We start from the raw sequence: 22,009 nt of genomic DNA on the forward strand, positions 1-22,009 counted from the left end.
AAAGAGTTTTACAAAGAAAAATAAGAAATTTGTAACTAATATACTTCTAAAAATCTTGACATAATTCTAGTTAAATAGTAGTATTAAAGGGTAAGTCTTTAACTATAATATGGAGGCACAAAATGGATAACAAAGCTAAAAAGATTGAAATGAAAGATTTGGTAGATTACTGTAATAACTACGGCTTTATTTTTCAGGGTAGTGAAATTTACGGTGGTCTTGCAAACACATGGGACTACGGTCCATTAGGTTCAAGACTAAAGAATACTATCAAAGATGCTTGGAGATATTTCTTCATTCAGAAGAGAGATAACGCATATGAAGTTGATGCTGACATTCTTATGAACCCTAGAGTATGGGAAGCAAGTGGTCATGTTCAGAGTTTCTCTGACCCACTTGTTGACTGTAAAGAATGTAAGACTCGTCACAGAGCAGATAACCTAATTGATGATTTTGACGAAAATGCTCATGCTGATGGTATGACTCAGGAAGAAATGATGAACTACATTAAGGAACATAATGTTCCTTGTCCAAATTGTGGTAAGTCTAACTTTACTGATATTCGTCAGTTTAACCTAATGTTCGCTACTCAGAGAGGTGTTACAAATGACTCTGCTAACACTGTTTATCTAAGACCTGAAAATGCACAGGGTGAATATGTAAACTTCCTAAATGTACTAAGAACAACAAGAACAAAGCTACCTTTCTCAATCGGTCAGATTGGTAAGGCTTTCAGAAACGAAATTACACCGGGTAACTTTACATTCAGAACAATTGAATTTGAGCAGATGGAATTCCAGACATTCTGTAAACATGGTGATGATGAAGATATTTATGAATACTTCAAGAACTATGGTATTGAATTCTTCAATATGCTAGGTCTTCCAAAAGAAAAACTTCGTCACCACGACCATGAAAAACTTGCTCACTATGCAAAGGCAGCTTGTGATATTGAATATCTATTCCCATTTGGTTGGGGTGAAATCAACGGTACTCACAACAGAACTGACTTTGACCTATCAAGACATGCTGAATTCAGTGGTAAGAAGCAGGAATACTGTGACCAGACAACAGGTGAAAAGTTCACACCATACATTATTGAATCAACATATGGTCTTGACAGAATTACTCTTGCAGTTTTATTTGAAGCATATACTATTGAAGAACTTGAAAATGGTGACACAAGAGAACTTCTAAAGATTTCTCCTGCACTTGCACCAATTAAACTAAACATCTGTCCTATTAAAAAGAAATTCCATAGTGAAAAAGCTAAAGAAATTCTTGCAATGTGCAAAAAGCACTTTATGACAAGCTATGATGAATCAGGCTCAATCGGTAAGAGATACAGAAGAGCTGATGCTATCGGTACACCATGGCAGATTAGCGTTGATGAAAAGACAGTTGAAGAAAACATTGTTACTCTTCGTGACAGAGATACTATGGAACAAATCGAACTAAAAGTTGAAGAACTTGTACCATATATCGAAGAGAGAATTCAGTTTGAAAAGTAATTTTTAATAACTTTTTTTGTTGCGATTTGTTGAGTGTTAAATCTATTCAGTAAATGTACTTAGTAATGAATTTTATTTGAAATGAATTTACTTAGTGATGAATTACTTTATAGTGAATTTATTTAGTGATGCATTTACCAAGTGATATATTGCTGAGCGATATATTTATTTGTTCATCAATCAATAAACATAAATTTAAGGGGATGGCTAGTACCATTCCCTTTTTTGCTTTTGTAGTTGTTTTCAATATAAATTAGGGCTTTAATTTTCGTTTGTGTGTAAAGATAAATTAGTTTTATAAATTTGGGTTTGTGGGTGTGAATTATAACAAAATTTTGGCTCACAGTCGTAGGGGCGAACATCGTTCGCCCGTTTAATAGTAAAATGTTTTATGTAACTTAGTCCTATGTAGAAACTAAAAATTATAACTTACCATATAGGGCAAAGTACCTATATAAAGGCTAGTTTGTAACGGGACATCAATTAAGTGAACATCAAAGAAAACGAGCCATAGGCGAAGTTTGATTTGCTAATGTGAACTTATGCAAAAGTTTTTTGTAAAAAACTTTTGTTGAAAGACCCTACACCTGTTAGCCACACTTTAACGATGGTATAAGGTATGATATTTTTGTAAAATTTCCTTTATGTTAAATGAAAAAACTTTTCTTAAACCACAATAAAAACTAAAAAACATATTTACCTTAACCCACAGACAAAATTGAAAAACCCTAATTTATAGGGAAGGGTTAAGATAACCCGTTGGCAAAAACAAAGATAAAAAATAATGGAATACAGTTAACAAAAAAGAAAGGTCGGTATTTTATTACCGACCTTTTAACATAATGTAATTTTTAATGGAAGTAATATACTGCAAATTTCATAAAGCAATTTTTCAATATATTATTCTTTATGGCATAATTTTTATAATGTAAATTTTATAATTAAATCTTTAATAAAAATTTTAATAAACTGCAAGTAAAGGGTTAATCTCGTGACCTTTATTATTATCAACCTTATTTATATACTGAGAGGCTTTTACAATGCCTTTGATTGTACAAAGTTCAGGCTCACTGGCAATGGTGATTTTTAGGTTTCTTATGTAGTCCTTAACAAGCTCTTTTAAGCCCTCAATTTTGCTAAGTCCACCGGTAAATACAATGCCACTTTTAAGAATATCACCGTTTAATTCCGGAGGTGTGTTTTCCAGTACATCAACAATACCTCTGATAATTTCCAGCATAGTTCTTTGATAGATAGGTATTAACTGACTTTTCCTAACTTCAATTGCCTTAGGTAAGCCACTTACCATATCTCTGCCTTTCATAATAAAGGTTTTGTCAGCATCAACAAATTTAACTGCACCGATTTCTTTCTTGCATTGTTCAGCCATTTGTTGACCGATTGAAAGGTTGTAATGATTTTTCATATATTTAATAATATTCTTGTCCATTTCATTACCGGCTTTTTTGATGGAGATACCGGAACTGACTCCACCTAATGAAAGTACTGCAATGTCAGCAGTACCACCACCTAAGTCAGCAACCAATTTACCTTCACCTGAAAGTATGTCAAGACCTGCACCTATTGCTGATGCTTTAGGTGTTTCAATTAAATACACAGACCGTACACCATAACTGCTGATAGCATTTACTATTGCTCTTTTTTCAACCTCGGTTATTCCACCCGGAACAGCAGTTATAATTTTAGGCATAGAAATTCTTTTTCTGCAACCTTTTTCTATGAAAATTCTTATCATATTTTCCATAAGTTCTGATGCAGATACTGCACCGTCAACCATAGGAAAGGTAGCCTTTACTCTCTCAGGAGTTTTTCCGATAGTTTTGTATGCCATATCACCAACTGCTATTATTGAATTTGTATAGGTGTCATATGTAATAACTGATGGTTCAGAGATTATAACACCTTTATTTTTTGTAGCAACTTGAGTATTGCAAGTGCCAATATCTATAGCAATATTCATTATATTCTCCTAAATTTATGCTTTGCATAGTGTACAACAACATACTGTGTTGCATCCACCCTTGAAAAGTGTTTTTGCACATTCACCAATGGTACAACCTGTTGTAATTATATCATCAACAATAAGTATATTTTTGTCTTTTATTAGACTTTTGTCAATTACCTTGTATGCATTCTTAACATTGTTCATTCTGTCTTTGCCTTTTAAGGTGTGTTGCACTTTGTTGTTTTTGTGTTTAAACAGTGTTTCTGTGTAGGGAATGTTAAGTTCTTCGGCAATTGTTCTGGCCAAAATTTCCGATTGATTGTAACCTCTCTCTTTCAGCCTTTTATTATGTAAAGGTACTGCAGTAATAATGTCAAAGTGTAAGTCACCATAACTTTTCTTAATAGTATCAACCATTAAAATTCCCATAGACTTACCAAAGTATTTCTTATCATTAAATTTAAAGTTCAGCATACCTTTCCTAAAATCACCTTCATAGTAAAATGGTGAAATACACCTAAATCCACCAATAGCAAAACCATCAAAATAATTTATAGGGAATTTGCTGATGCAATCTTTACATACAATTTCCTTTTCTTCAATAACTTTGTTACAGAAAGGACATCTGTTTGGAAAGAAAAAGTTTTTGATTTTATCTGCAATACTCATATAGCACTATCTTGTTGTAAAAAATATTTTAGTCCTGTATATCGTTTATTCTTCTTGTTACTGTGGGTCATATTTGCAATAATGTTGCTGTCCCCAACAATAATAAGCAATTTCTTTGCCCTTGTAACACCTGTGTAAAGTAAGTTTCTGTAACATAACTGTGGTGGTGTGTGGAACAAAGGAATAATAACTGCCTCAAATTCATTACCCTGACTTTTATGTATAGTTGTTGCATAGCTTAATTCAACATCCTGTGCTGAGTCATAGTCATAGGTGGCAACTTTGTCATCAAATCGAATTTTAATGTACTGTTGTTTTTTGTTAATTTCAATTATTGTGCCAATATCACCGTTAAAAATACCGGTAGAAGTTTCTCCATCATCTTTAGTGTACATTATGTCATAGTTGTTTTTGTACTGCATAACCTTGTCACCAATACGAAGAATCTTTCTGCCAAACTTAATTTCTTGTTTGTCTTTAGCCGGTGGGTTAAGTGCATTCTGTAGTCTTTCATTTAAGTCAGTTGCACCTAAAGCACCTTTTCTACCGGGACACAAGATTTGTATATCCTCAGTAGGGGAGTAGTTGTAGCTTTTTACAAGTCGTCTTGTAAATAAGTCAATTACAAGGTTAGTTGCCTCTGTGCCATTTTTAGTTGGCAAGAAGAAAAAGTCATTGTTGTGTTTTGAAATATCAGGCAGTTCACCCTCAACAATTTTGTGAGCATTAGTAACAATAAGACTTTTTAGTGATTGTCTGAAAATTTCTGTTAATTCTACAAACGGCAATCTTTCACATTCAATTAAGTTACCAAGAACATTACCCGGACCAACTGATGGTAGCTGATTGCTGTCACCTACAAGGATAAGTCTTGTGGCAAATGGCAAAGCCTCTATTAAACTTGCAAATAGCTGACTATCCACCATAGAAACTTCATCAACAATAAGTGCATCACATTTTAGTAGGTTCTTTTCGTTTTTCTTAAATACCGGCTTATCATCCTTATCATAGGCAACTTCAAGTAGTCTGTGAATTGTCTTTGCCTCTTTACCGGTAACTTCACCCATTCTCTGTGATGCTCTGCCTGTAGGTGCAGTTAGCAGTACAGTTTGTCCATTCTTTTCAAGTATCTTAATAATGGCATTTAGCGTTGTTGTTTTACCTGTACCGGGACCACCTGTAAGAATAAGAAAGCCTTTTTCCATAGCTGACTTAATAGCCTCAATCTGCTTTTCTGCATACTGAATGTTGCCCTCTTGTTGTATCTTTTCAATAAGAGTATCTGTATTTGAAAACTTAGCAGCAGGGAAACTTTGCATTAGCTTTATTCTGTTTGCAATGAAAGTTTCTGCTCTGTGCATTTCAGGTAAGAAAATAAAATCCTTATCATCAAAATTTTCACGCATAAGTGATGCATCAAAAATCATATTATTAAGTGCGTCTTTCACAAGGTCCGTATCCACTTGTAAGAAGTTTGTAGTAGTGGCAATTAGCCTTTCTTCCGGTAAACAAGTGTGACCGTTTTGCTTGTTGTGGTTTAGTACATGGGCAATACCTGCTCTCACTCTGTTTTTGTCATCAATAGGTCTGTCTTGCTTTTTTGCTATCATATCAGCCATTTCAAAGCTGACTCTAAGTCCATTGTCACATAATGTATATGGATTATCCCTAATATATTCAAGACTTCTGTTGCCAAAATATTTGTAAATTCTTACAGCAGTATTTGCAGAAATTTGGAATTCACTAAGGTATAGCATAAGCTCCCTTATGCCGATACTTTCCTTTAGTTGTTTGGAAATATCATTGGCTTTCTTTTCTGAAATACCTTTTAACAAAGCAACTCTCTCAGGTTCATTTTCCAGTACTTCAAGGGTTTTTTCTCCAAATTCTTTTACAAGCATTGTTGCAGTAGATGAACCCACACCTTTGATTGCACCGGATGAAAGATAACGCAAAATACCGTTAGAGGTTGTTGGAATAGTAGGTTCAAAAGTTTCTACACAAAACTGTAAACCGTAACTTGGATGGCTTTTATACCGACCGTATAGCCTAACCTCCATACCAACTTCAACAGTAGGCATTACTCCTGTAGCGGTGATTAATTCTTTCTTAACATCTACATCAACTACACTGTAACCGTTGTCATTGTTTCTGTAAATAATATCTTCAATTGTCCCTGTAATTTGTAAAATTTCATTATTATCCATAACTTTTATTATACCACTCTAGGTGTATATTTACAATGTGTTAACTTCATTAGAAAGACACTTTTTGTCAATAATTTTTATAAAGTCATAACCATAGGTCAGGGACTTAATGTCATTAATTTTTTCTTTAGATAAATTTTCAGTAACAATAATAATTTTCTGTGGTCTAAAGCTACCCATCCATTTTGCTTTTTCTATTGCACTTCTAATGATAAATTCATAATTTGAATTACTGTTAATAGGTGTAATCAGCATAGTGGAACATTCATTTTTTACACTCATAATTCTAAAGATTAAGTAGCTGATAATTTCCGTAAAACCAACAATAGCAAATATAAAAAGTAATGTATATAGAAATACCATATAACCACCTCACTACATAATATGTTGATAATTTAATTTTGTCTGTATAATTTATTAAATTTTAATCCATAATAATTAGGCACAAAGAGTTGTGCAAAATATTTTGAGGTGATAAATATGGACAAGACAAATAAGAACCATTCAATCCGTTGTACCGTTACTTCTTGTGAAAACCACAATATGTCAGAAAACTATTGTGCACTTGACACAGTAAATATCGGTACACATGAACCACATCCAAGTGAAAGTAAATGTGTTGACTGCGAAAGTTTTGTAGCAAAGTCAAAGTGCAGTTGCTAATAACTTTTGCTCATTAAATTATTTTATGGCGACACATCTTAGTGTCGCTTACATATAATAAAGTATAAGACGAAAAATAAATAGTTAAGATAATAAGATAAAAGGTGCTTTTTATGAAAAGTGATAAACTGACTTTTGGTATTCTCGGTGGAGATAAAAGAAATTACTACCTAGCTAAGGCACTAAAGAATGATGGTTATGAAGTAAAGCTATGTGGCTTTGAAAAACTATCAAATATGAGTTGTGAAGTAGCTTCTGCTTTAGACAGTGATGTGCTTGTTCTTCCTATTATTCCTTTTGAAAAGGGAAAAGAGGTAAAGTCTCCTTATGCTGAAAAGACTGTTGACCTAAGTGGTTATGAAGATAAATTAAAGGGTAAAAAAGTCTTTACAGGCAAGAGAGAAAAATTTCTTTCTGAATTTTCAGGTATGGAAAAGGAAACCTTGTCATATAGTGATAGAGAAGAGTTTTCTGTGAAAAATGCAGTACCTACAGCAGAGGGTGCAATAGAAAAAGCAATAAACAGCAGTGACTTTACCATAAACGGTAGCAAGTCACTTGTTTGTGGCTATGGTAGAATTGGCAAGGTACTTTCGGAGATGCTTCGTGGGATGGGTTCTGAGGTCACTGTTTCTGCCAGAAAGAGCAGTGACCTTGCGTGGATAAAGCTCAATAGTTTTCAGGGTGTAAAGACAGGTTATTTTTCTGAATTAGAAAAATTTGACCTGATATTTAATACTGTACCTGCTATGATTTTTGATGAAGAAAAGTTAAAGAGAATAAAGTCCGGTGCGTTAATTATAGATTTAGCTTCTTCCCCGGGTGGGGTGGACTTTGAAAAAGCTAAAGAGCTTGGGATAAAAACAATTCATGCCTTGTCTTTACCGGGAAAGGTAGCACCGAAGTCAGCCGGAGAAATTATTGAAAGCACAATTTTGAGCATACTCAAGGAGGATGACGGGTGAAAAAGCTTGCCGTCGGATATGCTCTGTCGGCTTCCTTTTGTACCTTGAGTAAATCAATAGCACAGCTAAAAAAATTAGTGGAGATGGGGTATGATGTTATTCCCATTATGTCCACAAATGCAAGTACTAAAGACACAAGATTTGGAACTGCACAGACATTTGTAACGGAAGTAGAAAACCTGACAAATAAGAAAGTTATTAGGACAATAGAAGATGCAGAGCCGGTTGGACCAAAGAAAATGTGTGATGTTCTTGTAGTAGCTCCTTGTACCGGCAATACCCTTGGGAAAATTGCCAACGCTATAACCGACACACCTGTTACTATGGCAGTAAAAAGTCACCTGAGAATTCAGCGACCTGTACTACTTGCAATAGCTACTAATGATGGTCTTGGTGCATCTGCAATGAATATAGGAAAACTCCTAAATACCAAAAATGTATATTTTGTTCCAATGTCACAGGATGATTGTGTGAAAAAGCCTAATTCCTTGGTAAGTGATTTTACCCTTATTCCGGAATGTATAACATTAGCTTACGAGAATAAACAATATCAGCCTGTGTTTATATAGATTAATAAATTTTGTAGCCTCATGTATATGGGGCTACTTGTTTTTTACTACACTATATGATAGAATGTGACTATCTGAAATAAGGAATGATAGTATGAAGATTTGTCCAAAATGTAAGAAAATATATGATGAGTCAATAGCTTCTTGTCCTGACTGTAAAAAGTCACTAAAACCAATTGAAAACAAGAACACACCTGTAGGTGTTTGTACAGTTTCAGGTGTGGATAGAATGAGGGTTCATGCTGCTTTGGAAGATGCAGGTATCCCATCCGGTGAACAGAGAGTAAAGAGCAAAGTTTCTGCTGAGGCTATTACCGGTGGTGACCTTTCTGATGTTATTATTACAGTACCTTATCAAGCATATGACAAGGCACTTGACATTTGCATAGGCATCGGTGTAGTTGATGAAGATACCATTGACGAAAAGACTAAAGAAGATATTGAAAATAAAAAAGAACAGTATGATAAAGACATTGAAGAATTTGAAGAAATGACTCCTAAGAAAAGAACACTTGTAAGGATTGTTTCTGCATTATTACTTATTTTAGTTTTCTGCCTATTTATTTGGGGAGCAGACTGGCTAATTGATTTTATCAAAACATTGTTCTATAAGTAAGAGGAAAAAATGAGATTAACTAAAGTTCTAAACAAACATTTTAATCCATATGAAAAAGAAAAAATGAATAAGAAAGAACCTTACGTTTCAGCAGTAATTGTTTGTGCAGGTAACAGCACAAGAATGGGACTTAATAAATCAAAGCAGTTTATTGATTTACTAGGCAATCCGGCAGTATATTATACCCTTTTAGCCTTTGAAAATTCTTTGTCAGTTAAAGAAGTTGTTATTGTATGCAGAGAATGTGATAAAGCAGATTTTCAAAATATTGTTGCAAAGTATGGTTTTACAAAAGTAGTAGCCATTGTAAATGGTGGAGAAACTCGTTCATTAAGTGTAAAGAATGGCATTGATGCAACAAGTGAAAAGGCAACTCATATTGCTATTCATGACGGTGCAAGATGCTTAATCACAACAAATGAAATTGAAAAGGTAATTTTGTCAGCACTACTTACAGGTGCATCAGCTTTAGGTGTTAAAGTTAAGGATACAATTAAGGTTGTAAATGATGATGAAACTATTAAGGATACACCTGACAGAAGTACATTAAGAGCAATTCAAACACCACAAGTTTTTGACAAAGATAAATACATAAAGTTCCTTGAAAATGCAAAAAATGATGCAGTTGACTTTACGGATGATTGCAAACTTTTTGAATACTTTGGAGAAAAGGTAACTGTTGTTGATGGTTTATATACAAACATAAAGTTAACAACTCAAGACGATATTATTTTGGCAGAAAGTATTTTGAAAGACTAACTATTAAAAGTCAAGGCTATAATGAAGATATTTTGAATTAATCAAAAAAATTCTTTAGATCATATTGGAATTATAAAAAATTGTATGACAAAAAGAGCATCATAAATGGTGCTCAAAAATAAGATATTTATGAAAAGAATTAAACTGTTGGTTGGTATGGTTGTTTAGATTTCTCCATTGCAAAAATTAAGCGAACAAGTTTCTTTGTTGCATGGGATAATGCAACATTGTAATGTTTGCCTTCTGAGCGTTTCTTACCAAGATATACACCGAAAGATTCATCCCAGTAACAAACATATTTTGTTGCATTGTACAGAGCGTATCGTAAGTACCTTGAACCACGCTTTTCCATATGAGAATGGCAGTTCTCTAATTGACCGGATTGGTAGGTAGAAGGTGACATACCTGCATATGCAAGTATTTTATCAGCTGAATCAAAGCGATTGAAATCTCCAATTTCAGCGATAATCATAGCTCCTGTATTATAACCGATACCTGGGATTGTAAGTATTGGAGAATCAATTTTATCCATAATAGATTTGATTTCTGTTTCAATTTCATTAATTTCAGTAGTTAATTCTTTGATAAGCTTAATAGTGTGTTTTAGTTCTAAGGATTTTGCGGCATATGTGAACCAATAGAATTTCTGGCAGCATTACGAATTAGATTGGCTGTATCTTTACCATATCGTCCATGTGAATTTTCAGATAGCAAATTGGTAAGTCTGGTAAGGTGTGAAGATGCAATAGCATTAGCAGATGGAAATTCAGATAATAAGGCATAAACTGAAGCCATATGAAGTGTAGGAACGAGTTTTTCTAATTCAGGAAAAAGGATACATACAAGTCTAGAAATAGAAGATTTTAATTTTGCTCTTTCTTTTACTTTATCAAAACGGTATCTAGTTAGTGACTTTAGCTCCTCATTGTGGTATGATGTATCTGAGTAGGACTTTAAGTTTACATCAGACATAATCATAGAAGCAATTGTACGGGCATCAACTTTATCTGTTTTCGTCTTTCTAAGACTTAAACTTTTTCTGTATAGATTTGTATGTAATGGATTGATAATGTAGGTCGGCAAACCTTTATCAAGAAGGAATCCCAGAAGATTGTAACTATAGTGTCCGGTGGCTTCAAGTCCTACTTTTACTTTTGTTAAATCATCTGAAATGGATTGTACTTTCTGAAATAAGGTTTCAAAGCCTTCACGATTGTTAGAGATAGTAAAAGATTTAAATAAGACTTCACCATCTGAATTGGTAATAAAACAGTCGTGTTTATCTTTAGCAACATCAATTCCAATATAAATCATAATGAAAACTCCTTGTGAGTGTATTTTGATACTGTTTAGACCACTGGTACTCCTTGCGATTGTAACCTCGTTCTAAATAAACCGTCATGCGGTATCTAACTAATTAACAAATATACAAAGAGACTGTGGTTGTAGCCTTTCAAAAACCATCAAGTGGTAGGAGATTGTAAACAATCCACAGTATCTCTATCATTATAGCACACAGACCTTGGAGAGGGTCTATAAATACTACTACTTTATTATACGAGGTAGAGAATAATATGAGAATAGGTCATGGTTATGATGTTCATAAATTAGTAGAAAATAGAGATTTAATAATTGGTGGGGTAAAGATTCCTCATACTATGGGACTACTTGGTCATAGTGATGCAGATGTGCTTTTACACGCAATTTCCGATGCACTTTTAGGTGCTTGTGCTTTAGGTGATATTGGTAAACATTTTCCTGATACCGACCCTAAGTATAAAGGTGCTGATAGCTTAATGCTACTTAAAGAAGTTGTAAAGTTACTTGACCAAAATGGTTATTATATTGAAAACATAGACTCAACAATTATTGCTCAAGCTCCTAAGATGAAAGACTATATTCTTACTATGAGAGAAAATATTGCAAAGGCTTGTAATATTGATGTTGATAGAGTCAGTGTAAAGGCTACAACAGAAGAACACCTAGGCTTTACCGGCAGAAAAGAGGGTATCTCTGCTCATAGTGTTTGCCTAATTAACGAAAAGAATTAATTTTTTGAAAATTAAATTAAAATTTATAATTCAAATCACCTTGCACATAATAAGTGTGAGGTGATTTTTTATGTTAAGAAATAAAAATAATAAAGAACCTAATAATAGAAAATCCAGTAAAAGATTTAATATTTCAAATATAGAAGAACCTGATATGGATATGGAGTTTAGTACTTGCTCATCATATGATTGTACAGGTCTTATTCCATCAGAAGTAGTTAACCAAGATGAATACGAAAATTATGACGAAATGTATCAGTTTCTCCCAACAGATTTACGGGATGAAGATGATTTTTATTAATGTTTTTTAGTTTTAATTGTGGGTAAAGATTAGTTAGATAAATTAGTTTTTTCAATTTTGTCTATGGATAAAGATTAGTTTGATAAATTAGGGTTTGTAGAGTTGTTTATGTAATATAAGTTAATTAGATAGTAGCCGATTAATTCATCTAATTTATAGTTTTATCCCTCCTTCAGTCGATTTATAAAAGGTAAATTGCCGTACCGTCAATTTACAATCGACAGCTCCCTCGTCTGAGGTAGCCAAACATAATATGTACAAATTTACAAGCTTGTACACAATCAAGAAATTGTAATGACTTTGTAGCTTCCCTCGCTGAGGAAAGTGTCACCGAATGGTGACGAAAGGAGTGGTTGGAATTGTAAATTCATTTACAATTCCATATTATCTGAAACTTTCCTTTATTTCTAACTATTAAATGTAACAAGAATTATGAGTTACAGTTGTAGGGTCCAACATTGTTGGACCGTTACAAACTATCCTAAATAAAGGTATTATGCCCTATGCTGATATTATAAATTTATTGTCTGCAAACAGGACAATAATCCCATAGGTATCACACTTTTTAACGGGCGAACGGTGTTCGCCCCTACATCTGTGAGCCATAATATGATATAAAAAATGGCATTGCTTTTGCTACAAAATATTGTTATATTATGAATTATACAATCTCATAGTTTACAGTTTATACAAGAATATCGTTTACACTTTTTATATTTTAATAACCCCACAAACCCTAATTTATTTTAACCTACAAATGAAATCGGAAAATTTAAAATTTTTTATATGAAAAAATTACATAACAACTACCTTGATTAAGGATGATTATTTTATTAAAATGAAGTAAGGAAGTGATAATAATGAATAAGAAAAATAATCAAAATTCTATAAAAGAAAATAAATTATTCTATTCAGACTCAAACAAAATACAAATTGAGAAAGCCATAAAGGAAGTTGAAGAGGGAAAAGTAGTAAATAAAACTATTGAAGAATTAGAAAATTTAGATAATCTCAATTCATAATATAAGCCTTATCCACATACATTTTACTATTTGAAAGAGGTGTTAAAATGTATGTGAAAAGGAGCTTTTCAATATTACTCAGCGTGTTGATGATATTGTTTTCTTTGCCGATAGGAGCAAAGGCACTTACTGCCGAAGATATATCAGCACCATCAGCAATATTGGTTGAGGGTGATAACTTTAATATTCTTTATGAGAAAAATAGTCACAAAAAAAGGTCAGTAGCCTCTATTACAAAAGTAATGACCGTTTTGCTTGTTATGGAGGATATTGAAAGTGGAAAAATCAGCCTGAAAGATACTGTAACTGCAAGTAAACACGCATCCTCAATGGGTGGTTCGGATATTTGGCTTGAAGAGGGAGAGCAAATGTCCCTTGATGATATGCTAAAGGCAACATTAGTTGCTTCTGCTAATGATGCAGCAGTAGCTTTGGCTGAATATACCGAAGGTAGTGAAGATGCCTTTGTAAAGCGAATGAACACAAGAGCAAAAGAACTTGGTATGAAAGATACTGTTTTTAAGAATTGCAACGGACTTGATGAGGAAGGTCATTATTCAAGTGCATATGATGTGGCTTTAATGTCAGCAGAACTTATAAAACATACTAAAGTTTTTGATTATACTTCCATATGGCTTGATTTCTTGCGAGATGGCAAAACTCAAATTGTAAATACCAATAAACTTTTAAAGTCATATAACGGCATTACAGGACTAAAAACAGGCACAACATCAGAGGCGGGAAGTTGTATTTCTGCAACAGCAAGAAGAGATGGAATGAACCTAATTGCAGTGTCCTTAGGTTGTGACAGTACCAATGAAAGATTCAAAAGTGCCTCAACAATGCTTGACTATGGTTTTAATAATTTCGGAATAAAAGTACCTGAAAAAGTAAAGATTGATATAATCAAAGTAAATAAAGGGATGAAAAAAGAACTTTCACTAATTGCAAATGAACCTAAGTCGATTTTAATTTCAAAAGGCAATAATGATAAAATAGATACAAAAGTAAACATTCCTGACTCAATAGATGCACCGGTAAAGCAAGACCGGGTGATTGGTGAAATTGAATATAATTTAAACGGAAAGTTAGTGGAAAAGGTAAAAGTTAAGGCAAAAGAAGATATAGAAGAATGTTCTTTTGCTAATTCTTTCCGATACTTGTGGGCTTTTTTAGTGTCTTTATAAAAAATTAAATTTTATTTAGTGAAAGTGTTACTTTTCTGTTGCAAAAACATACAAAATATAGTATAATAGTGCCAATCCATAAAATAATATGTGTATAATTCTTTTATGGAATGATAAGGAGGCACAAAAAGAAATGGCTACTAAGTTAAGTGACAAATATTTAAAGGGATTTGTAAGTGAACATGAATATGAAGCAATGGCACCACAGGTGAAACTTGCTCATAATGCACTTCATACAGGTGATTGCCTAGGTAATGACTTTATCGGTTGGTTAACACTTCCAACAGATTACGATAAGGAAGAATTTGCTCGTATTAAGGCAGCTGCTGAAAAAGTTAAGAAGAATACTGATGTATTTATCGTTATCGGTATTGGTGGTTCTTACCTTGGTGCAAGAGCAGCTATTGAATTTTTAAAATCCCCTAACTATAATCTACTATGCAAAGATACTCCACAAATTTTCTTTACAGGTAACTCAATCAGCAGTAATGCTCTTTCTGAACTTGTAGAAATCTGTGAGGGTAAAGATGTTTCTATTAATATGATTTCAAAGTCAGGTACAACAACAGAACCTGCTATCGCTTTCAGAGTTCTTCGTGAAATGCTGGAAAAGAAGTACGGCAAGGAAGGTGCTAAGGAAAGAATCTTCTGTACTACTGATAAGGCAAAGGGTACTCTAAAGGAACTTGCTACTAAGGAAGGTTACGAAACATTCGTAGTACCTGATGATGTAGGTGGTAGATTCTCAGTACTAACAGCTGTTGGTCTACTTCCAATTGCAGTTGCAGGTTGTGACATTGATGCTCTTATGGCAGGTGCTAGAAAGGCTCAGAACGACTTTGATAACGATGACCTATTTACAAATGACTGTTATAAGTATGCTGCACTTCGTAACATTCTTTACAGAAAGGGTTACCAGACAGAACTACTTGTTGCTTATGAACCAGCATTTACAATGATGAACGAATGGTTCAAGCAGTTGTTTGGTGAAAGTGAAGGTAAGGACAACAAGGGTATCTTCCCTGCATCTGTTGTATTCTCAACAGACCTACACTCAATGGGTCAGTACATTCAGGAAGGCAGAAGAACATTATTCGAAACTGTTGTACAGTTTGGTAAGGTTGCAAGAGAAATTACTCTTGATACAGACCCTGAAAATGTTGATGGTCTAAACTTCCTATCAGGCAAGACTATGGACTTTGTTAACAAGAAGGCTTTCCAGGGTACAGTTCTTGCTCATAATGACGGTGGCGTTCCTAATATGGTTCTTGATGTTGAAGAAATGACAGAAACAGAACTAGGCTACCTAATTTACTTCTTTGAAAAGGCTTGTGCAATCAGTGGTTACCTACTAGGTGTTAACCCATTCAACCAGCCTGGTGTAGAATCATACAAGAAGAATATGTTTGCTCTACTTGGCAAACCTGGTTATGAAGATCAGAAAGCTGAACTAGAAGCAAGACTTAACTAAAAAATATTAAAATTTATCCTAAAAGGAGGACGACTAAATGGTAACTTTACTAACAGGTAAGAAAGGTTCAGGCAAAACTAAGAAATTAATCCAACTTGCTAACGAAGCTGTTGCTTCATCAAGTGGCAATGTTGTTGTTGTTGAGAAAGGTCAAAAGCTTACATATGATGTAACTCATAAGGCTAGACTTGTTGACACTGACCATTACGAAATTCAGGGCTATGATGCTTTATTCGGTTTCCTAAGTGGTATCTGTGCAGGTAACTATGATGTTACAGACATCTTTGTTGATAGCACACTTAAGATTTGCCCAGAAGGTATTGACGGTTTAGAAGCATTCGTTAAGAAAGCATCTAACCTAGCTGACGCATCAGAAACAAAGATTACTTTCCTAATTTCTGCTGCTGAAGAAGACCTACCGGTAGGTATTAACGCAGTTTGCGAAAAGGTTTAATTTTAGATTAGTTTTCAAAATTAAATTAAAAACTCTTAAAAGGGCTGTTACTTAACAGTCCTTTTTTGACGGTTTACCATTATTTGTTTAGGATGAATTATTTTAGTTAAATTTAAAAGGCGTAAAAATAACGGAGTTGTAGTTTTACAACTCCGTTTTGCTATTATTATTTTACCCTAATTTTGCAACTCATTTTGTAACCACATCTTCTTGAGTAAATGTAGCAAGTACCCTTTTTCTTGCCGGTAACTTTACCTTTAGAATTAACTACTGCAATTCTTTTGTTAGATGATGACCATTTAATAGCACCTAAACCACCTGAAACTTTTAGTTGCTTTGTTCTGTTTCTCTTAATGGTAGCAGATTTGCAGTTAAGTTTTGGCGTTGTAAAAGAAGTTACTCTGACTTTGTATTTATCTATATCATTCCATCCTACTTTTGTTTTTATATAGTATGTACCTTTATTAAGTATGAATGTTTCGGTTTTTCCACTTGGCGAAGACACCGTTCCTGATAAAGCACCAGAAATATATGATTTTTGTATATCTTTATTATATATGTCATATTCTAACCAAGAAAAGTATGACCAAAAAGAAATTTTTACAATTCTTCTTGATGGAATAGTGAATTTATACCAAGCATAGTCGTTGTTCGTTTCAGTAAAAGCACCTGTATAAATCTTGTTATTAGCTAAAACATTAGGGTTATCATATGCACTATTATTCTTGGTATTACAATGATAATTAATAAACTTTGATTTAGCTTTTATATATCCACCTCGTTCGTAAATTTTAAAAACTAAATGATAAGTTCCTTTTGAGAGTATAACTTCAAAATTCTCTGTTTTAGGAATACTTTCATCAATGTATGTAGAATTTCTAACTAATTCAGTTTGATAATCGTTATCGTATAGATAGTACTCACAGTTACCACCATAATTAGCAAAGAACATATTAATATTAATTCTACCTGTTGCAGGAACAACAATGTCATATGTATATGTGCTTTCTGCATTAACATTAAACTGATGCCACTTGTTGTCATTAGGGATAACAGTATTGGCACTTGCAACAATAGGGGTAATGAGGATTGTACTTGCCAGTAGGGTAAGCACAATGATGGATGATATTATTTTTTTCATTTTCTACACTCCTTAATAAAATTAAAATATTGTTAAAAAATTATTATCTAACCATATAATGACCTCCTTATATATTATTGAACAATTTGCAATAATAGTGTAGTATTATGTGATTTCTTTTTGTTTATTGTATCATATAAATTATAAATTGTCTACTATCGTATACATAAAAATGAGAAATTTTTTATAAACTAACCTTTGAGGTGTTTATATGGAATTCGATAAATATGCAGTTGGCAATGTGATAAGGAAACTTAGAAAGGAAAAGAAAATCTCTCAAGAGATTTTAAGTGGCTTTGCCGGTATGGCAAGAAGTCACCTTGCTATGGTGGAAAACGGCACTAAGAAAGCAAATTTTGAAACAATATGGAAGATTGCAAATGCACTGGAAATGAAACCTCATGAGCTTGTAAAATGTATTGAAGAAGAAATTACAAAAAATTCAGAAAAAATCTAATAAAATGGCATTTTTCTATTGACAAAATGCTACTTGATGAGTATAATATTAGTCGTGTTTATTGGGAGAAGGTGTATTTATGATATTAAACCTTAAAGAAGTTTTCCTACAGGAAGGCAGTAAAAAGGCTTTTGAGTATTCCTTTTCAATGTCAGACATAGACATTAGTGGTGTTTATCCATTCGTTTCACCTATAATGGTAAAGGGTGAGGCTTTAAACCGTGCTGGTCTTGTTGATGTTAATTTTGATGTATCATTTACCTACAACCGTCCTTGTGACAGGTGTTTTAAGGATGTTAGTAGAGAATTAAATTACCAGTTTAATCATCGTCTTGTGGTTTCACTTCAGGGTGATGACAATGATGACTACATTGAAGTTCCGGATTACACTCTTGATGTTGATAATTGTGTTCAAACAGATATTATTCTTAACTTACCTGTTAAGTTCCTATGTAAAGAGGACTGCAAGGGTATTTGCCCTAAGTGTGGTAAGGACTTGAATGATGGAGAATGTGGTTGTCAGACAGAAGAAATTGACCCTCGTTTAGAGGTACTAAAGGAATTATTGAAATAACATATATTACAGGAGGAAATAAAAATGGCAGTACCAAAGAGAAAACATTCACACGCAAGAAAAATGAAGAGAAGATCCAATGTTTGGAAGTTAAACACTCCTGCACTTGCAGTTTGTCCAACATGTGGCGAATACAAAGCTCCACATAAGGTTTGCAAGAACTGTGGTCAGTACAACGGCAGACAGGTTATTGCAGTAGAAGCTGAATAATTTTAATTTATAAAAAACAGACGGATTTCATATCCGTCTTTTTTTATGTCAAATATTTCTTATATTATCTTTTATTTTGCCGTTAAATAGGGTATAATAAAAGTATATTTAGCTTAAAATTAATGGATTATTATGTTTAGTATTTGAGATAAATATTTTTATTTGTAATATTTGATTATGCTCAAATGTTAAGAATTGAAAAATTAAAAATTTTGATTTATAGATAGGAGGGGTTTTATGTCCACACCAATCGTAGCTATTGTAGGCAGACCGAATGTTGGTAAATCAACATTGTTTAATAAACTTATAGGTGAGCGTCTTTCTATTGTAGATGATACTCCCGGTGTTACTCGTGATAGAATTTATGGTGAATGTGAGTGGAACAATCGCAAAATCCGTATTATTGATACAGGTGGTATTGAACCATATTCCGATGATGTTATCCTAAAACAAATGAGACGACAAGCAGAACTTGCTATTGATACTGCTGATGTTACTGTTCTTGTAACTGATGTTCGTGATGGTGTTGTTGCAACTGATGAAGAAGTTGCTCAAATGCTACAGAAGAGTGGTAAGCCGGTTGTACTTTGTGTAAATAAATGTGACCAAATCGGTGAACCACCTGCACAGTTTTATGAATTTTATAACCTAGGTTTAGGTGAACCAATTCAGGTTTCTTCTGTTCATGGTACAGGTACAGGCGACTTGCTTGAAGAGGTTTGTAAGTTCCTACCACCGGAAGATGAAGCTGAACTTGATGAAGATGTAATTTCTGTTGCAGTTATCGGTAAGCCTAATGTTGGTAAGTCATCACTTATTAACTATATTACAGGTGAGAACCGTTGTATTGTTTCTGATATTGCCGGTACAACAAGAGATTCTATTGATACTATTGTTGAAAACGAATTTGGTAAATTCAACTTTATTGATACTGCCGGTATGCGTAGAAAAGCCAGAGTTTATGACAATATTGAAAAGTACAGTATCATCAGAGCCAGAATGGCAATTGACAGATGTGATGTTTGTGTAATTATGATTGATGCTGAAGTTGGCTATACTGAACAGGACAGTAAGGTTGCCGGTATGGCACTTGAAGCCGGTAAAGGTTGTATTATCGCAGTTAATAAGTGGGATGCTATTGATAAAGATACTCACACAATGGGTGACTTTAGAAAGACTCTTGACAGAGAATTTGCATTTATGAGCTATACACCATATATTTTCATTTCTGCAAAAACAGGTCAGAGAGTTAACAACCTGTTTGAACTTATTACAACTGTTGCAAACAATAACGCAATGCGTATCCGTACAGGTATGCTAAATGATTTATTAAATGTTGCAACAACCAGAGTTCAGCCACCTACAGATAAGGGTAAAAGACTTAAAATTTATTATTGTACTCAGGCATCTACTAAGCCTCCTACATTTGTATTTTTCTGTAATAATAAGGAGCTTTTTCACTTCTCATATCAAAGATATTTGGAAAACCGTATTCGTGAGTCATTTGGACTAGAGGGTACACCAATCCGTATTATTGTCAGAGAGAGAGGAGAAAAGTACTAATGTATTTGATAATTGCTTTATCTTGCATTATTCCGGCAATATTAGCTTATTTGCTTGGTTCAATTAACACAGCCATCATTGTTACTAAGATTGTAACTAAAGGTGGCAATATTAAAGAAATGGGTAGTGGCAATGCCGGTTTTACCAATGTACTTCGTTGTGTTGGTAAAGTTCCGGCTATCATCACCATTGTGTGTGACTTTTTAAAGGCTGTTGTGGCAGTGCTTTTATCCAATGTATTTATGTGGGTAGGTGTTGCAGTATTTACATCAATTTTCCACAGTAATGATGCACAGGTGTTCTTGGCTACTAACCAAAACTTACTTGTAGAAGGTACTTCAATATGTAACTATGTTGCAGGTTTCTGTTGTATTCTTGGTCATATGTTCCCAATTTATTTCCACTTTAAAGGTGGTAAGGGTGTTGTTGCTGCAATCGGTATGATTTTTGTACTGGACTGGAGAACATTCCTAATTATCCTAGGTATCTTCCTAATAATCTTCCTATGTAGCAAGATTATTTCTCTAGGTTCACTTATTTGTGCAGCACTTTACGGACCAATTACTTTCTTAGTTACATATTTCTTTGAATATAGAAATCAGACTACACAAATTCTATCTCTAACCTATGTATTTATTGTTTCTGCCATTGCGTTGCTAACAGGTGTTGTTGTTATAATCAAGCACCATGAGAATATCGGCAGACTACTTCGTGGGGAAGAGAAAAAAATAAAAGCAAAAAAGTAAGGAGTATTTGTTATGAGTGATTGTATTTTTTGTAAAATTGCCTCAGGTGAAATCCCATCAACAAAGGTTTACGAGGATGACCAAATTCTTTGTTTCAAGGATTTAAACCCTATGGCTCCCGTTCATGTTTTATTTATTCCAAAGGAACATATATGTTGTGCTGATGAAATTACAAGTGAAAATTCTTCAGTAGTTGCTCACATTTTTGAAGTTATTCCTAAGGTTGCAAAGGAACTTGGACTTGAAAACGGCTACAGAGTAGTAACTAACTGCAAAGAGGAAGCAGGTCAGACAGTTTTCCACCTACATTTCCATCTACTTGGTGGTAAGAAACTTAACACAGAAATGGCTTAAGGAGTAAATTATGAAATCATATAAAATGACTATTGCCGGTTGTGAGAGAGAACTTCCACTTTGTAAAGTTGATGACAACCTAACTATTGCAGCATTTATTATGTTTGGTGACACAGAAGTTACTGTAAAGTCAGCAACGGAATTACTAAAGAAAGTCAGTGACTTTGATGTTATTTTGACTGCTGAAGCAAAGGGTATTCCTTTAGCTTATGAAATATCAAGACAAAGCAACAAGCCTTATGTTGTTGCAAGAAAGTCAGTTAAACTTTATATGAACGATATTGTGTCTGTTAATGTAAAGTCTATCACAACACAAAAAGTACAAAAGCTATATCTTGACGGTGCAAAGGCTAATATGCTTAAGGGTAAGAATGTTCTTATTGTTGATGATGTTATCAGCACAGGTGAAAGCCTAGAAGCACTAAAGGCTCTTTGTAAGTCTGCCGGTGGTCATACTGCTTGTTGTGCATCAGTTCTTGCTGAGGGTGATGCTGCTGAAAGAGATGACATTGTATTCCTAGAGAAACTACCACTATTTACATAATATGAGGTA

24 protein-coding genes and 1 pseudogene are annotated in these 22,009 nt (G+C 33.7%); 19 read left to right on the forward strand and 6 right to left on the reverse strand.

The annotated features are described in order from the left end of the window. The first annotated feature begins 122 nt into the window (after positions 1–122). On the forward strand, positions 123–1,511 hold the full coding sequence (locus E5Z56_RS08125; protein WP_207668581.1) for a glycine--tRNA ligase: 1,389 nt from the start codon (positions 123–125) through the stop codon (positions 1,509–1,511). Positions 1,512–2,472: 961 nt separating this feature from the next. Here the strand turns inward: E5Z56_RS08125 and mreB are convergent. From mreB to E5Z56_RS08145, 4 genes are read right to left on the reverse strand one after another with little or no spacing between them, the layout of a single operon-like run. After that, the gene (gene mreB / locus E5Z56_RS08130) at positions 2,473–3,492 is read right to left on the reverse strand and encodes a rod shape-determining protein (RefSeq protein ID WP_138157361.1); all 1,020 of its coding nucleotides are present in this window, start codon (positions 3,490–3,492) and stop codon (positions 2,473–2,475) included. A 15-nt stretch (positions 3,493–3,507) separates the two neighbouring features. Continuing rightward, positions 3,508–4,146: a ComF family protein gene (locus tag E5Z56_RS08135; RefSeq protein WP_138157362.1), complete on the reverse strand. Its 639-nt coding sequence runs from the start codon at positions 4,144–4,146 to the stop codon at positions 3,508–3,510. Further along, positions 4,143–6,353 carry an SF1B family DNA helicase RecD2 gene (gene recD2 / locus E5Z56_RS08140; protein WP_138157363.1) on the reverse strand — a complete coding sequence of 737 codons (2,211 nt, stop codon included), beginning with the start codon at positions 6,351–6,353 and terminating at the stop codon, positions 4,143–4,145. Before recD2 ends, E5Z56_RS08135 begins: the two co-directional genes overlap by 4 nt. 30 nt (positions 6,354–6,383) lie before the next feature. Further along, positions 6,384–6,716 (reverse strand): hypothetical protein, encoded by a 333-nt coding sequence (locus E5Z56_RS08145; RefSeq protein ID WP_138157364.1) that lies wholly within the window; start codon positions 6,714–6,716, stop codon positions 6,384–6,386. Positions 6,717–6,833: 117 nt separating this feature from the next. Between E5Z56_RS08145 and E5Z56_RS08150 the strand changes: the two genes are divergently transcribed. The 5 genes from E5Z56_RS08150 (at position 6,834) to ispD (ending at position 9,925) form a co-directional block, all read left to right on the forward strand. Next, positions 6,834–7,016: a DUF1540 domain-containing protein gene (locus E5Z56_RS08150; protein ID WP_022505602.1), complete on the forward strand. Its 183-nt coding sequence runs from the start codon at positions 6,834–6,836 to the stop codon at positions 7,014–7,016. A 113-nt stretch (positions 7,017–7,129) separates the two neighbouring features. Continuing rightward, a complete protein-coding gene (gene dpsA, locus E5Z56_RS08155) occupies positions 7,130–7,981 on the forward strand; it encodes a dipicolinate synthase subunit DpsA (RefSeq protein WP_138157365.1) in 852 nt (283 codons plus the stop codon). Next, on the forward strand, positions 7,978–8,550 hold the full coding sequence (locus tag E5Z56_RS08160) for a dipicolinate synthase subunit B (RefSeq protein ID WP_138157366.1): 573 nt from the start codon (positions 7,978–7,980) through the stop codon (positions 8,548–8,550). The genes dpsA and E5Z56_RS08160 overlap by 4 nt, the downstream gene beginning before the upstream one ends. Before the next feature lie 94 nt (positions 8,551–8,644). Continuing rightward, positions 8,645–9,166, forward strand: a complete 522-nt coding sequence (locus E5Z56_RS08165; RefSeq protein ID WP_138157367.1) for a hypothetical protein — start codon at positions 8,645–8,647, stop codon at positions 9,164–9,166. 9 nt (positions 9,167–9,175) lie between these two features. After that, a complete protein-coding gene (ispD, locus tag E5Z56_RS08170; protein WP_138157368.1) occupies positions 9,176–9,925 on the forward strand; it encodes a 2-C-methyl-D-erythritol 4-phosphate cytidylyltransferase in 750 nt (249 codons plus the stop codon). Between the two features lie 139 nt (positions 9,926–10,064). On the opposite strand, the pseudogene E5Z56_RS08175 reads toward ispD, so the two are convergent. Next, positions 10,065–11,239 (reverse strand): annotated as a pseudogene (locus tag E5Z56_RS08175) (IS110 family RNA-guided transposase). Positions 11,240–11,499: 260 nt separating this feature from the next. Here E5Z56_RS08175 and ispF point away from each other — a divergent pair. The 6 genes from ispF to E5Z56_RS08200 all read left to right on the forward strand — a co-directional run bounded on the left by ispF (position 11,500) and on the right by E5Z56_RS08200 (position 16,411). Continuing rightward, complete coding sequence (gene ispF / locus E5Z56_RS08180; RefSeq protein ID WP_022505597.1) at positions 11,500–11,976, forward strand: 2-C-methyl-D-erythritol 2,4-cyclodiphosphate synthase; 477 nt, start codon at positions 11,500–11,502, stop codon at positions 11,974–11,976. 70 nt (positions 11,977–12,046) lie between these two features. Further along, positions 12,047–12,277, forward strand: a complete 231-nt coding sequence (locus E5Z56_RS08185) for a hypothetical protein (protein ID WP_138157369.1) — start codon at positions 12,047–12,049, stop codon at positions 12,275–12,277. Positions 12,278–13,137: 860 nt separating this feature from the next. Next, entirely contained in the window at positions 13,138–13,299 is a 162-nt protein-coding gene (locus E5Z56_RS11705) for a hypothetical protein (protein WP_175405429.1), read from the forward strand. Positions 13,300–13,346: 47 nt separating this feature from the next. Then, the gene (locus E5Z56_RS08190; protein WP_138157370.1) at positions 13,347–14,486 is read left to right on the forward strand and encodes a D-alanyl-D-alanine carboxypeptidase family protein; all 1,140 of its coding nucleotides are present in this window, start codon (positions 13,347–13,349) and stop codon (positions 14,484–14,486) included. A gap of 133 nt (positions 14,487–14,619) precedes the next feature. Next, positions 14,620–15,957, forward strand: a complete 1,338-nt coding sequence (locus E5Z56_RS08195) for a glucose-6-phosphate isomerase (RefSeq protein ID WP_138157371.1) — start codon at positions 14,620–14,622, stop codon at positions 15,955–15,957. A 37-nt stretch (positions 15,958–15,994) separates the two neighbouring features. Next, positions 15,995–16,411 carry a hypothetical protein gene (locus E5Z56_RS08200; protein ID WP_138157372.1) on the forward strand — a complete coding sequence of 139 codons (417 nt, stop codon included), beginning with the start codon at positions 15,995–15,997 and terminating at the stop codon, positions 16,409–16,411. 166 nt (positions 16,412–16,577) lie between these two features. On the opposite strand, the gene E5Z56_RS08205 is transcribed toward E5Z56_RS08200, so the two are convergent. Next, a complete protein-coding gene (locus E5Z56_RS08205) occupies positions 16,578–17,552 on the reverse strand; it encodes an Ig-like domain-containing protein (protein ID WP_232842419.1) in 975 nt (324 codons plus the stop codon). A 211-nt stretch (positions 17,553–17,763) separates the two neighbouring features. On the opposite strand from E5Z56_RS08205, the gene E5Z56_RS08210 reads away from it, so the two are divergent. The 7 genes from E5Z56_RS08210 (at position 17,764) to E5Z56_RS08240 (ending at position 22,000) form a co-directional block, all read left to right on the forward strand. Continuing rightward, entirely contained in the window at positions 17,764–18,009 is a 246-nt protein-coding gene (locus E5Z56_RS08210; protein ID WP_138157373.1) for a helix-turn-helix domain-containing protein, read from the forward strand. Positions 18,010–18,088: 79 nt separating this feature from the next. Continuing rightward, positions 18,089–18,583, forward strand: a complete 495-nt coding sequence (locus tag E5Z56_RS08215) for a YceD family protein (protein WP_138157374.1) — start codon at positions 18,089–18,091, stop codon at positions 18,581–18,583. Positions 18,584–18,607: 24 nt separating this feature from the next. Next, complete coding sequence (gene rpmF / locus E5Z56_RS08220; RefSeq protein WP_022505567.1) at positions 18,608–18,793, forward strand: 50S ribosomal protein L32; 186 nt, start codon at positions 18,608–18,610, stop codon at positions 18,791–18,793. A gap of 237 nt (positions 18,794–19,030) precedes the next feature. After that, positions 19,031–20,356 (forward strand): ribosome biogenesis GTPase Der, encoded by a 1,326-nt coding sequence (gene der / locus E5Z56_RS08225; protein WP_138157375.1) that lies wholly within the window; start codon positions 19,031–19,033, stop codon positions 20,354–20,356. After that, entirely contained in the window at positions 20,356–21,102 is a 747-nt protein-coding gene (plsY, locus tag E5Z56_RS08230; protein WP_138157376.1) for a glycerol-3-phosphate 1-O-acyltransferase PlsY, read from the forward strand. The genes der and plsY overlap by 1 nt, the downstream gene beginning before the upstream one ends. A 12-nt stretch (positions 21,103–21,114) precedes the next feature. Then, positions 21,115–21,456, forward strand: coding sequence for a histidine triad nucleotide-binding protein (locus E5Z56_RS08235; protein ID WP_022505564.1), 342 nt, complete (start codon positions 21,115–21,117; stop codon positions 21,454–21,456). A gap of 10 nt (positions 21,457–21,466) precedes the next feature. Beyond that, the gene (locus E5Z56_RS08240) at positions 21,467–22,000 is read left to right on the forward strand and encodes a phosphoribosyltransferase family protein (RefSeq protein WP_138157377.1); all 534 of its coding nucleotides are present in this window, start codon (positions 21,467–21,469) and stop codon (positions 21,998–22,000) included. The last annotated feature ends 9 nt before the right edge of the window (positions 22,001–22,009 follow it).

Origin of the sequence: Ruminococcus bovis (assembly GCF_005601135.1) — a bacterium.
GTDB classification, from domain to species: domain Bacteria; phylum Bacillota; class Clostridia; order Oscillospirales; family Acutalibacteraceae; genus Ruminococcoides; species Ruminococcoides bovis.